General features: G+C 58.8%; 15 protein-coding genes and 1 pseudogene. 8 read left to right on the top strand and 8 right to left on the bottom strand.

Translation table 11 applies throughout. The features are described from left to right. Positions 1-172: 172 nt before the first annotated feature. Positions 173-454, top strand: coding sequence for a GNAT family N-acetyltransferase (locus PspS49_RS20870; RefSeq protein ID WP_003226804.1), 282 nt, complete (start codon positions 173-175; stop codon positions 452-454). Positions 455-516: 62 nt separating this feature from the next. Here PspS49_RS20870 and PspS49_RS20865 read toward each other — a convergent pair whose 3' ends face one another. Both PspS49_RS20865 and PspS49_RS20860 read right to left on the bottom strand, forming a co-directional pair. Next, entirely contained in the window at positions 517-1593 is a 1077-nt protein-coding gene (locus PspS49_RS20865) for a 3-deoxy-7-phosphoheptulonate synthase (RefSeq protein WP_127929246.1), read from the bottom strand. A 130-nt stretch (positions 1594-1723) separates the two neighbouring features. Continuing rightward, positions 1724-2167, bottom strand: coding sequence for a PilZ domain-containing protein (locus PspS49_RS20860; protein ID WP_007908584.1), 444 nt, complete (start codon positions 2165-2167; stop codon positions 1724-1726). On the opposite strand from PspS49_RS20860, the gene PspS49_RS20855 reads away from it, so the two are divergent. The 5 genes and pseudogenes from PspS49_RS20855 to cysB all read left to right on the top strand — a co-directional run bounded on the left by PspS49_RS20855 (position 2166) and on the right by cysB (position 6136). Then, positions 2166-2552, top strand: coding sequence for a thioredoxin family protein (locus PspS49_RS20855; protein ID WP_160041313.1), 387 nt, complete (start codon positions 2166-2168; stop codon positions 2550-2552). The two genes, PspS49_RS20860 and PspS49_RS20855, sit on opposite strands and share 2 nt — an antisense overlap. Further along, positions 2549-3519, top strand: a pseudogene (locus tag PspS49_RS20850) (putative 2-dehydropantoate 2-reductase). Before PspS49_RS20855 ends, PspS49_RS20850 begins: the two are co-directional and overlap by 4 nt. A 22-nt stretch (positions 3520-3541) precedes the next feature. Continuing rightward, positions 3542-4447, top strand: coding sequence for a 5'-nucleotidase (locus PspS49_RS20845; RefSeq protein WP_102900381.1), 906 nt, complete (start codon positions 3542-3544; stop codon positions 4445-4447). A gap of 97 nt (positions 4448-4544) precedes the next feature. After that, positions 4545-5048 (top strand): universal stress protein, encoded by a 504-nt coding sequence (locus PspS49_RS20840; RefSeq protein ID WP_127929242.1) that lies wholly within the window; start codon positions 4545-4547, stop codon positions 5046-5048. 113 nt (positions 5049-5161) lie between these two features. Continuing rightward, positions 5162-6136, top strand: coding sequence for an HTH-type transcriptional regulator CysB (gene cysB, locus PspS49_RS20835; RefSeq protein WP_007908591.1), 975 nt, complete (start codon positions 5162-5164; stop codon positions 6134-6136). 9 nt (positions 6137-6145) lie between these two features. On the opposite strand, the gene PspS49_RS20830 is transcribed toward cysB, so the two are convergent. Beyond that, positions 6146-6628: a GreA/GreB family elongation factor gene (locus PspS49_RS20830; protein ID WP_127929241.1), complete on the bottom strand. Its 483-nt coding sequence runs from the start codon at positions 6626-6628 to the stop codon at positions 6146-6148. A 2-nt stretch (positions 6629-6630) separates the two neighbouring features. Continuing rightward, positions 6631-7041: a hypothetical protein gene (locus PspS49_RS20825; protein ID WP_160041311.1), complete on the bottom strand. Its 411-nt coding sequence runs from the start codon at positions 7039-7041 to the stop codon at positions 6631-6633. Positions 7042-7165: 124 nt separating this feature from the next. Here PspS49_RS20825 and earP point away from each other — a divergent pair, with 124 nt between their 5' ends. Both earP and PspS49_RS20815 read left to right on the top strand, forming a co-directional pair. Beyond that, positions 7166-8308, top strand: a complete 1143-nt coding sequence (gene earP / locus PspS49_RS20820) for an elongation factor P maturation arginine rhamnosyltransferase EarP (RefSeq protein ID WP_160041309.1) — start codon at positions 7166-7168, stop codon at positions 8306-8308. Positions 8309-8356: 48 nt separating this feature from the next. After that, entirely contained in the window at positions 8357-8926 is a 570-nt protein-coding gene (locus PspS49_RS20815) for an elongation factor P (RefSeq protein WP_160041307.1), read from the top strand. A gap of 183 nt (positions 8927-9109) precedes the next feature. On the opposite strand, the gene PspS49_RS20810 is transcribed toward PspS49_RS20815, so the two are convergent. The 4 genes from PspS49_RS20810 to PspS49_RS20795 all read right to left on the bottom strand — a co-directional run bounded on the left by PspS49_RS20810 (position 9110) and on the right by PspS49_RS20795 (position 12386). Further along, complete coding sequence (locus PspS49_RS20810) at positions 9110-10120, bottom strand: alpha/beta hydrolase (RefSeq protein ID WP_127929239.1); 1011 nt, start codon at positions 10118-10120, stop codon at positions 9110-9112. 34 nt (positions 10121-10154) lie between these two features. Continuing rightward, on the bottom strand, positions 10155-10574 hold the full coding sequence (locus tag PspS49_RS20805) for an organic hydroperoxide resistance protein (RefSeq protein WP_160041305.1): 420 nt from the start codon (positions 10572-10574) through the stop codon (positions 10155-10157). A gap of 326 nt (positions 10575-10900) precedes the next feature. Next, entirely contained in the window at positions 10901-11356 is a 456-nt protein-coding gene (locus PspS49_RS20800) for a MarR family transcriptional regulator (protein ID WP_127929238.1), read from the bottom strand. Between the two features lie 73 nt (positions 11357-11429). Next, positions 11430-12386, bottom strand: a complete 957-nt coding sequence (locus PspS49_RS20795) for a LysR family transcriptional regulator (RefSeq protein ID WP_160041303.1) — start codon at positions 12384-12386, stop codon at positions 11430-11432. Positions 12387-12405: the final 19 nt, after the last annotated feature.

Here is a 12405-nt window from a genome sequence, read left to right as displayed (position 1 = left end):
CGTACCTTGAGCATTTTTGCCAATGGTGCCTACTATTTATCAGGTGCCAGGTTGCGCGAGATCGGTGTGGCTCTTCTCGGTGTCCATCAGGCACGGGGTGGCGTAGTTGTTTCTTCGCCGGAAAAACATCGGTAAGGTAGGGGTCAGAATTCAAGACCCGCGAGGAGTAGTGATGAGCGAGGCGTTGTCCATCCACCATGACCAGGCTGGTCATCAGTTCGAGACCAATGTGGACGGTCATCGTGCCTACCTGACCTATATGGATCTGGGGAAACAGACTCTGGATATCTATCGCACGTTCGTGCCCAACGCCCTGCGTGGTCGTGGCATTGCCGCAGCGCTGACCGAAAGCGCGCTGCAGTACGCCGAAGAAATGGGCTACACGGTGATCCCGTCGTGCTCCTACGTCGAGCGCTACATGGAACGCCATCAGCGCCGCGCCGCCAAGATCTGAACCGCACACACAAAAAAACGCCGGGCAATGCCCGGCGTTTTTTTATGCCTGTAAAACGCTGATTAGCTACGCTCGCGTTTCGGCAGAACATCCTTGAGCTTGGCGTGCATGCTGCGCAGGGTGTTCTCGGTGGCAGACCAGTCGATGCAGGCATCGGTGATCGACACGCCGTATTGCAGGTCGGCGAGGTCTTTGGGAATCGCCTGGCAACCCCAGTTCAAATGGCTCTCGACCATCAGGCCGATGATCGACTGGTTGCCTTCGAGGATCTGGTTGGCAACGTTCTCCATTACCAGCGGTTGCAGGGCCGGGTCCTTGTTGGAGTTGGCGTGGCTGCAATCGACCATGATGTTCGGCTTGATCTTCGCCTTGTTCAGCGCCTGTTCGCACAGGGCAACGCTGACCGAATCGTAGTTCGGCTTGCCGTTACCACCGCGCAGCACCACGTGACCGTAGGCGTTGCCTTTGGTGGTGACGATCGACACGCCACCTTCCTGGTTGATACCGAGGAAACGGTGCGGGCTGGACACCGACTGCAAGGCGTTGATCGCCACAGTCAGGCCGCCGTCAGTGCCGTTCTTGAAACCTACGGCCGAGGACAGGCCGGAAGCCATTTCCCGGTGAGTCTGCGATTCAGTGGTACGTGCGCCGATGGCCGACCAGCTGATCAGATCCTGCAGGTACTGCGGGGAGATCGGGTCGAGGGCTTCGGTGGCGGTTGGCAGGCCTTTTTCGGCCAGATCCAGCAGCAACTGACGACCGATGTGCAGACCGTCCTGGATCTTGAACGAGTCGTCCAGATACGGATCGTTGATCAGGCCTTTCCAGCCAACGGTGGTCCGTGGCTTCTCGAAATACACGCGCATGACCAGATACAGAGTGTCGGAGACCTCCGCAGCCAGCACCTTGAGGCGATCGGCGTATTCGTGGGCAGCCTTGATGTCGTGGATCGAGCACGGGCCGATCACTACGAACAGACGGTGGTCGGTGCCATCAAGAATGTTGCGAATGACTTCGCGGCCCTTGGTGACGGTGCGCAGGGCAGCATCGCTCAGAGGGATATCACGCTTGAGCTGATCGGGAGTGATCAGGGTCTCGTTAGAGGCGACGTTTAGGTCGTTGATCGGTAAATCAGCCATCGTTTACTCGTCAGGTCACGGGTGCCGGCCGCCAGCGATCCCCGCGCGGCGGAGCACAGCAGATTTAAGCGCGTCGGGGAGCGGAACCTTAGCGCGTAAAGCGCCTGCTCGACAATGGGCAAAAGGCGCTTTAGTCCAGCGCTGGCTGCGCAAAAGCCTTGCGCACGCTGTCGTGGGAGAACTCGTCGGCGTGTTGCTCGACCCATTGCAGGGCCACCGCCTGAATTTCTTGCAGGTCATCGTGGGTGTCGTGCATGCGGCAATAGCGCTCGATCTGACACACCTGCTCACCCATTCGCGCGCTGAACAGCGTCTGCTCATCGGTGAAGGCGATGCCCACCAGGTAGCCTTTTTTGCGGCGCAGACACCACGCGACATAGCCCGGGTAGCAGATGTCGGCGTTGAGTGTCGGCATGCGTACTTGCAGGGCGGTGCCATGGCGCCAGGCACGGTGGTAATTGCAAGCGATGCCGCCGAGGCTGATAGTGTGCAGCTGTTGCCTGGAAATACACTCAGGCTTGAGCAAGGTTAATTCAACCGGCACCTCGTCCGGATGAGGAATGAAACGTCCCATGAGCACAGACTCCCTGTGTCGGTCATTTGACATTGTTTCCCCCAGTATAGTGGTCGAATCCGAACTGACCGATTTCGACGCCGATCAACGGCTATTGGCGATGAGCGGCGTTTCGCTGGTGATTTTCACCAGCGTCGGTTGCGCCAGTTGCCGTTATGCCCGCGAGGTGTTGCCGGGACTTGATCTGGCCATCGATCAGTTGTGCTGGATCGATGCCGGCGACAACGGCGGGTTGGTCGAGCGTTATCAGGTCTTTCATTTGCCGGCGCTGTTTGTGGTGCGCGACGGTGAGTTCTTTGGGGCATTGCACACGCGCCTGACCGCTGATGCGCTGAACGCGGCGCTGGGACAGGCACTGGGCCGAATTGCAGAGGAGTTGCCATGATGGCGGCAGAGAATAAACCGGGCTTTGATAAACCGGTCGTAGGGATTATCGGTACCGGCGCAATTGGTGGGTTCTACGGTGTGATGCTGGCGCGTGCCGGTTTCGATGTGCACTTTCTGTTGCGCAGCGAATTTTCGGCGGTGGCCGAGCGTGGTTTGCAGGTGAACAGCGCGGTGCATGGCCCGCTGACGTTGAATCCGGTGCAAGCCTATTCGGCTGCCGAAGACATGCCCAAGTGCGACTGGCTGTTGGTAGGGGCGAAAACCACCAGCAACGCCGGTCTCGCGCCTTCCATCATTCAAGCGGCCAAACCGGATGCGAAAGTACTGGTGCTGCAAAACGGTCTCGACGTCGAAGACGGTTTGCGTGAACTGCTCCCCGATTCCCTGCACCTGCTGGGCGGCTTGTGCCTGATTTGCGTACACCGCGAGGTCCTGGACAAATCACCCATCAGGCCTTGGGCGCCGTCAATGTTGGCTATCACAGCGGCCCGGCCATTGATGACGTTGCACGCATGGCGATTGTCGAAGAGGGCTCCGGTCTGTTCCGCGCCGCCGCAATCGATTCACAGGCGATGCCCAATCTGCAGCAGGCGCGCTGGCAGAAACTGGTGTGGAATATTCCCTATAACGGGCTCTCGGTGTTGCTCGGTGCGAGTACCACACCGCTGATGGCCGATGCCGACAGCCGCCTGCTGATCAAGGCGCTGATGAACGAAGTGGTGCAGGGGGCCAAGGCCTGCGGTCACGATATTCCGCCAGGTTACGCCGACTATCTGTTCATGATGACCGAGAAAATGCCCGACTACTGGCCGAGCATGCACCACGATTTTTTACATAAACGACCGCTGGAGCTGGAAGCGATCTACGCTCGGCCATTGGCGGCAGCAAACGCAGCAGGTTGTGAGTTGCCGCGCATCGAAGCGTTGTATCGCAATTTGAGTTTTATCGACCGGCGCAACGTTTAAGCCGGTTGCTTTGGGGGAAAGCATGGCCAAAAACATCGATGACAAACTGGTGCTGGCGATTTCGTCGCGCGCCCTGTTCGACCTGAGCGAGAGCCACAAGGTCTACCTGTCGAGCGGCGTAGAAGCCTACCGGCAATACCAGATCGAACACGAAGACGAAATTCTTGCGCCCGGCGATGCCTTCCCGCTGGTGGAAAAACTCCTGGCACTCAACAGTCGCCTCGGGCGGGCGCGGGTCGAGGTGATTCTGGTCTCGCGCAACAGCGCCGACACCGGTTTGCGTGTGTTCAACTCGATTCACCATTACGGTCTGGCGATTTCCCGCGCAGCGTTTGTCGGCGGGCGCAGTCCGTATCCGTACCTGAAAGCCTTTGGTTGCGACCTGTTTCTGTCGACGCATGCCGAAGACGTGCGCGCGGCACTGGACGCCGGTTTCGCCGCAGCAACGATTCTGTCCGGTGGCGCCAGTCGCGCGGCCAGCGACGAATTGCGCATCGCCTTCGACGGTGACGCGGTGATTTTTTCCGATGAGTCGGAGCGCGTTTATCAGTCCGGCGGGCTGGAAGCGTTCCAGGCCAAGGAGCGTGAGTCGGCCCGCGAGCCATTGCGCGGTGGGCCGTTCAAAGGCTTTCTGGCAGCGCTCAATCTGTTGCAGCGCGAGTTTCCCGATGACGATTGCCCGATCCGCACAGCGCTGGTCACCGCGCGTTCGGCGCCGGCCCATGAGCGGGTGATCCGCACTTTGCGTGAGTGGGATATTCGCCTCGACGAATCCCTGTTCCTCGGCGGCCTGACCAAATCGGCGTTCCTTGAAGCCTTCGCTGCCGACGTGTTTTTCGACGATCAGGCCGGCCATTGCGAACTCGCCCGCGAAGTCGTTGCCACCGGCCACGTGCCGCATGGCATCAGCAACGAACCGTCGGTCTAAAGCCCTGTGGTTCAAGACGTTGCGCCGCACGTCGTACTCGCCAAGGCACTGCTAAGCTGAATCAAATCTCCGCCATGTTGGCTTGCGAGGAGGTCATATGATTCGTTCGATGCTGTATGCCACTGACCTCGGTCTGTACGCACCGTTAGTGATGCAGCATGCCCTGGCGTTGGCGCGAACATTCAATGCCGATTTGTACGTGGTGCACGCGGTGGAGCCGATGGGGCTGTTTGCCGAATCGGTGTTGCAGAGTTACCTCGACGAACAGGCATTGAACGAATTTCACAGCCAGGGTCTGAAAACTGTCATTGCCAATATCGAGCAGCGGGTGCTGGAAAGCTTTCGCGAAGAACTGGGGGATGAAGGCGAGCAGGATCTGCAGCGCATTCGCGCCGTGCGCGTGCTGCAGGGTGATCCGTCGCAGGTGATTCTCGACCAGGTGCAGAAACTCTCGGTCGACTTGCTGATCGTCGGCAGTCACAGCCACGGGGTGGGCGCGGAAACGCCGTTAGGGCGCACGGCGGCGCGAGTTCTGCAATTGGCCAAGGTGCCGGTTTATCTAGTGCCGTTGGTGGAGCGCCGGCGGCGGGGGGATCGCTGAAGCAGGAATAATGGCGCTTTGATAAAAAAGTTCTAGATTTATTATTCAAACCATTAATATAGTTATATACCGTCGCTGATGCCCGTGGCGTCTACCTGCTTTGAGGGATTCATATGAAGCTTCAACAATTGCGCTACATCTGGGAAGTGGCGCACCACGACCTCAACGTTTCCGCTACAGCCCAAAGCCTTTACACCTCGCAACCGGGCATCAGTAAACAAATCCGTCTGCTGGAAGATGAACTTGGCGTCGAAGTGTTTGCCCGCAGCGGCAAGCATCTGACCCGCGTGACCCCGGCCGGCGAGCGCATCATCACCACCGCCGGTGAGATTCTGCGCAAGGTCGAAAGCATCAAGCAGATTGCCCAGGAATTCTCCAACGAGAAAAAAGGCACCCTGTCGATCGCCACCACCCACACTCAGGCACGTTATGCGCTGCCGCCGGTGATCAGCAATTTCATCAAGCAATACCCGGACGTAGCGCTGCACATGCACCAGGGTTCGCCGATGCAGATCGCCGAAATGGCCGCTGACGGCACCGTCGATTTTGCCATCGCCACCGAAGCGCTGGAGTTGTTCGGCGACCTGGTCATGATGCCGTGCTATCGCTGGAACCGCTGCGTGGTCGTGCCACAGGGCCACCCGCTGACCAAGCTGCCGAAGCTGACCCTCGAAGCCTTGGCCGAATACCCGATCGTGACGTACGTCTTCGGTTTCACCGGTCGTTCGAAACTCGACGAAGCCTTCAGCCATCGTGGCCTGACGCCGAAAGTGGTGTTCACCGCCGCCGACGCCGACGTGATCAAAACCTATGTGCGTCTGGGCCTGGGCGTGGGCATCGTCGCTAAAATGGCGGTCGACACCAAACTCGACAACGATCTGGTGGTGCTGGATGCCAGCGAACTGTTCGAATCGAGCATTACCAAGATCGGTTTCCGTCGCGGCACTTTCCTGCGTGGTTTCATGTGCGACTTCATCGAGAAGTTTGCCCCGCACCTTACCCGCGAAGTGATGGCCAAAGCCATTCAATGCCACAACAAGCAGGAACTGGAAGAACTGTTCGACGGCGTCGAACTGCCGGTTCACTGATCAGTTGTTTCAGAGCACCTCGGTGACAGCGAACTGTTGCCGGGTGCCTGCGACCAGGATCTCCACCTCATCACCTTCGAGCTTGCCCAGCAGACTTTTACCCAGCGGCGAGCGCGGTGTGATGACGGTAATCGGCTGACCGACCACATCGACTTTCAGGCCTGCCGCATCCGGCGCCAGAAACAGCCATTGCTCGCGACCCTTTTCGTCCTCCAGGCCGAGCAGGGCGCCGACTTCGATACCACGATTTTCGTCATAGGCCCGCAAGGTCAGGTTCTGGCACAGCGCCAGTGACTGACGGATTTCTTCGACTCTTTTCGCCTGACCCGCCGCCAGATACGACGCCTCAAGCCCCAGCGTGTCGTATTTGTTTTCGGCGATGTTTTCTTCGTGGGTCGCCGTTTCGTAAGCGGTTTGCGCGGCGCGTTCGGCGATGTCGAGATCGATGCGCAGTTTGTCGAGAATCAATTGGTGGACGATGTGCTTGTTCATGATCAATCGCAGAATTGCAAAACGTTGGCGCGGCTCTTCTCGCTCGGAGCGGTTTGATCCTGTTGCAGCCAGAACTGACACTTTGGATTCGACAGATTACGCGTGCTGCCGCGCGCCTGATCCAGCCGTGCCTGCTGCTCGTTCTTGCGCAGGTTTTCTTCGTACTGCTGGAACAATGGGCTTTGCGGCGGAATATCCGGCTGGACCTGAACAGCCGCCGGCGGATTGCCCAGTTGTTGCACCGCTTGGGCAACCGGTGCCAGCTGTTCCTTGAACAGAAAATGCGAAAGCAGCCAGCACGTCAGTGCAATAGCGAGAAAACCCAGCCACATGCCCAGGGCAATGCTGCCGGTCAGATGCAGCGCGCTAAGCTGTACAGGCAAGGGCCGGCGTGTGTTGGGGCGATAGGGCATGGCTGCCTCCTGGCGGATGATTGCGGGCAAGTGGCGATTGTCGCACGAAGATTAATCGCCGTCGGCTCTTCTGCGCGAGGTCATTTATGCGGACAATCGACGCTTTTGCCAACGGGAGTCTTGAATGCCGCAATTGAAAACCCGCTGGGATATTTTCTGCACCGTCGTCGACAACTTTGGTGATATCGGTGTGACCTGGCGTCTGGCCCGGCAACTGGCGGCCGAGCACGGTCTGGCGGTGCGCCTGTGGGTCGATGATCTGCGCGCCTTCGAGCGCATTTGCCCTGAGATCGATATCAACGCGGCACAGCAATCCCTGCAGGGTGTCGAAGTGCGCCACTGGCCGGCTGAGTGGTCGCACACCGACGCCGCCGATGTGGTGATTGCCGCGTTTGCCTGTCAGTTGCCTACTGACTATATGGAGGCGATGGCCGTGCGCGAACAGCCGCCGCTGTGGATGAACCTCGACTATCTCAGCGCCGAAGACTGGGTGATCGGTTGCCACGGGTTGCCGTCGGTCAAATACAAAACCGTGCAGAAGTTCTTCTTTTTTCCGGGCTTTCAGGCGGGCACTGGCGGGCTGCTTCGTGAACGAGGATTGCTTGAGCAGCGTCGACTGTTTCAGCAGGATACCGAGGCTCAGCGCCAGTTTCTGCAAGGTCTGGGGGTCGATCGCGCACCGGATGCGCAGCTGATTTCGCTGTTTGCCTATGAGAATGCCGGGCTGGCGAGTTGGCTTGATGTGCTGGCGGCCGATGCTGCACCGACCCATCTTCTGGTGCCGGAAGGGCGGATTCTTGGCGACGTAGCGCGTTGGCTTGGAGTGGAAACCCTGACGGTGGGCGAGATTAATGTGCGTCAGTCGCTGACCGTGCAGGTATTGCCGTTCGTCCGTCAGGATCAGTATGACCATTTGCTCTGGTGCTGCGATTTCAATGCCGTGCGCGGTGAAGACTCGTTCGTCCGCGCGCAGTGGGCGGCGCGGCCGATGCTGTGGCACATCTATCAGCAGGACGAAGACATCCATCTGGACAAGCTCGACGCCTTCCTTGCGCTCTACACTAAAGGCCTGTCACCGGCCGCTGCCGAGGCGATGAACGGTCTGTGGCGAGCCTGGAGTGCCGGTCAGCCCATCGGCGAACACTGGCTCGCAGTCCGTAATCATTGGCCAGAACTGCAGGAAAATGCCGAAGCGTGGTGTCTGGAACAAGGCTTGCAGGCCGATCTTGCCGCAGCGCTGGTACAGTTTTACCTAAATTGGATATGATACGCGGCCTAGATTTTTGTAAATCCCATCCAAATTCGGATATTCGCAATGAAAACTGGTAAAGAACTGAAACCCGGTACCGTGATCCGTCTCGATAACGATCCTTGGCTGGTTCAGAAAGCTGAATTCACCAAGTCGGGCCGTAACAGCGCGATCATGAAGACCAAGCTGAAAAACCTGCTGACCGGTTACAAGACCGAGATCGTTTACAGCGCTGACGACAAACTGGACGACGTAATCCTCGACCGCAAAGAAGCGACCCTGTCCTTCATCAGCGGCGACACCTACACGTTCATGGACACCACTGACTACACCATGTACGAGCTGAACGCTGAAGACATCGAAGCTGTTCTGCCTTTCGTTGAAGAAGGCATGACCGATGTTTGCGAAGCGATCTTCTTCGAAGAGCGTCTGGTTTCCGTAGAGCTGCCGACCACCATCGTGCGCGTAGTTGACTACACCGAAGGTTCGGCTCGCGGCGACACTTCCGGCAAAGTCATGAAGCCAGCCAAGCTGGCTAACGGTACCGAGCTGCAAGTTGCTGACTTCATCGAAATCGGTGACAAGATCGAAATCGACACCCGCGAAGGCGGTTCCTACAAAGGCCGTGCCAAATAAGCACTGCTTTTTACGGAAAGAAAAAGCCCGACCATTGAGTCGGGCTTTTTTGTGCCTGCGATTTGAGCTTCACACAATCCCCTGTGGGAGCGAGCCTGCTCGCGAAAGCATTCTGTCAGCCAGCACATCACCGGATGACACACCGCTTTCGCGAGCAGGCTTACTCCCACAATGGGATTGTGATTACTTCAAGTGTTGCTTGAGTTCTTCAGATGCCTGCAACATCGCCGAACGCACTGCCGGCACCTGACTGACCACGTTAAGCAAACCGTAATCGTGGATCATGCCGTTGTAACGCACCGACGTCACCGCCACACCGGCCTCATCGAGTTTGCGCGCATACGCTTCACCTTCATCACGCAACACATCGGCGCCGGCGGTCTGCACCAGTGCTGGCGGCAGGCCCTTCAGTTGTGCAGTGGTGGCCCGCAGCGGCGACGCGTAAATCTCGTTTCGCTGCTTGGCGTCGGTGGTGTAGTTGTCCCAGAACCACTTCATCATGTTGCGCGTGAGGAAGTGCCCTTCGGCGTACTGATTGTAGGAACCGGTGTCGAAATTGGCGTCCGTCACAGGCCACAGCAGCACCTGGAACTTGATCGCCGGCGTGCCTTTGTCTTTGGCCATCAGTGCAACCACGGCCGCCATGTTGCCGCCGACGCTGTTGCCAGCGACGGCCAGACGTTTCCCATCGACATTGATTTCTTTGCCGTGCTCGGCGACCCACTTCGTTGCCGCGTAAGCTTGGTTGATCGCCACCGGGTAATGGGCTTCCGGTGAAGGCGTGTAATTGACGAACACCGCCGCCGCTCCCGAACCGACCACCAGATCCCGCACCAGCCGCTCGTGCGTCGGGAAATCGCCCAGCACCCAGCCACCACCGTGGAAGAACATGAACACTGGCAGCTCGCCCTTGACCCCGGCCGGCCGGACGATGGTCAGGCTCAACGGTTGGCCATCGATCTGGATGGTTTTCTCGCTGACGTCCGCTTTGGGCAGCGTCAGCTTGACCCCGGACTGCGCGCCGACCAGCACGGCGCGGGCATCTTTGGGTGTCAGCTGTTCCATCGGTTTGCCGGTACCGGCATTCAGCACATCGAGAAATGCCTGAGTGTTGTGTTCGACATCACCGGCAAATGCACTGTGGATGGACAGGGCGAGAAGGGTACCGGTCAAGACTTTGCTGAAAGTGTGCATGTTCATTTCCTGTTCGGGCCTGAGGTATCAGCAGTTAAACGGTGACGTGCAGACGCACATCGACGTTGCCGCGGGTGGCGTTGGAGTACGGGCAGACCTGGTGAGCAGCGTCGACCAGCGCTTGTGCGTCGGCTTGTTCCAGGCCAGGCAGGCTGATGTGCAGGTCGATGTCCAGACCGAAGCCACCGGGGATCTGGCCGATACCGACGTGGGCGGTGATCGAGGCATCGTCAGGGATTTTGCGTTTGGTCTGGCTGGCGACGAATTTCAGTGCGCCGATGAAGCAGGCCGAGTAGCCGGCCGCGAACAGTTGCTCAGGGTTGGTCGCCGCGCCGCCGGCACCGCCGAGTTCTTTCGGGGTGGCGAGTTTGACGTCGAGGATGTTGTCGCTGGAGATCGCACGACCATCACGGCCGCCAGTGGAGGTTGCGATTGCGGTGTAGATAGTTTGCATGGTGTGAGCCTCATTGGGTGTGGTTGTGTGCGCTAATTGTTTGCGCGCTAAGTAAGTGCGAGGTGAATGTATCGCGCAAATATTTAGCGCGCAAGATAAATTTCTGAAAAAGCTGCACTTCCACGAAGGGGCGGGTATGAGAGGGTGTCTGTAAGGCTTGAGTTAGAGCGGATTGCGCGGTAGATCAGGTGGTGAAAATATTTTGCTGTCGATGAAATCAATGTGGGAGCGAGCCTGCTCGCGAATGCGGTGTATCAGTCACCATTCATATCGACGGACACTACGCATTCGCGAGCAGGCTCGCTCCCATAGGGACTGTGTGGAGGTCAGATCAGGCTTTCCTGCAAGTGACCGCGTAGCGCCTGCAACTCTGATTGCAGCTTCTGCAGGCGTTCCAGAGAGAAGCCGCTGGCGCCGAGAATGCATTGCGGAATGGTCTGTGCCTTGTCGCGCAGCGCACGGCCTTGTTCGGTCAGTTCAACCATCACCACCCGCTCATCCTCACGACTGCGCGTACGGCTGAGCAAGCCTTCGCCTTCCAGGCGTTTGAGCAGCGGAGTCAGCGATCCGGGATCGGTCAGCAACCGCGAGCTGATTTCTCCGACGGTCAAACCATCCTTCTCCCACAACACCATCATCGCCAGGTACTGCGGATAGGTCAGGTTCAAGGCTTGCAGCAGCGGCTTGTAGACCTTGGTCATCATCAGCGAAGTGGAATGCAGAGCGAAGCAGGCCTGGTTGTCCAGCAGCAGGTCGTCGCAGGTGTCGCGTTCGGAAGTCATTTCAAAAGCCTTGTTCGGTAATGGTCATGAATCTAGCGCTCGAATCTTTAATGCGCCAGATAATTTTCCGGCGCTAGTGCCGGCCCAGATCTCGCTGTAACGCCAGATCCCATGGCGGCACCGGACTGAAGCGGGTTTTGAGATATTCGAGCAACAAGCGGCTGCGCGAGTTGGTTTGTTGCTCCATACGCAGCGCGTAAATGCCGGTGGATTCCGGGCTTGGCAGGCCGTTTTCGCAAAACAACGGCAGCAGTTCGCCGCGCAGCAGGTATTCGCTGGCCAGCCACGTCGGCAAATGCGCGATGCCCAAGCCAGCCAAGGCGCCGCAGACCAAGGCTTCAGCATTGTTGGCGCTCATGCGGATGCGCGCCGGGCGGTGCAAATGCATCTGGCCGTCCTGCTCGAAGCGCCAGGCGAAGGGCGGAGCGAGGCCGTCCCAGTCGAGGCCGTCATGCTCGCTCAGTTGCGCCGGACTGCCGGGCACACCACGGCGTTTGAGGTAATCAGGACTGGCGCAGGCAATACGCACCATGCTCGCCAAGGGTGTGGCCACCAAGCGGGTATCAGCCATTTGTCCGGCGCGCAGCACCAGATCGACTTTGCCCAGGTTCGAGCCGCCCATGTCGACGAAACTGTCGATCAGATGCAACTGCACATCCAGCCCCGGATACAGAACGAGAAAGTCAGCGATCACCGGTGCCAGGTGCCGTCGCCCGAAAGCGGCGGGGGCATCGATGCGGATCAAGCCCTCGGGCGCACTGCTCAAGGACACCGCTTCTGCGCGGGCCAGTTGCAACTCGGCGACAATCCGTCGCGCGCGTTCGGCAAACGCCAGACCCGCCGGCGTTGCGCGTACTGCGTGAGTGCTGCGGACAAACAGCTGGCTGCCGACGGCGCTTTCCAGGCTGTCGATTCGTCGGGCGACGGCCGAGGGTGTCAGCGGATGACGGCGCGAGGCGGCGGAAAAACTGCCGCTTTCCAGCACATCGAGAAACAGCCCGAGTTGATCGGTCAATTGATTGGGATTCATGGTTGGCAACGCCTGTGCG

Origin of the sequence: Pseudomonas sp. S49 (assembly GCF_009866785.1) — a bacterium.
Taxonomy (GTDB): Bacteria; Pseudomonadota; Gammaproteobacteria; order Pseudomonadales; family Pseudomonadaceae; genus Aquipseudomonas.
The sequence above is the reverse complement of the archived record's forward strand: the minus strand, read 5'-3'. Positions and strand labels throughout refer to the sequence as shown.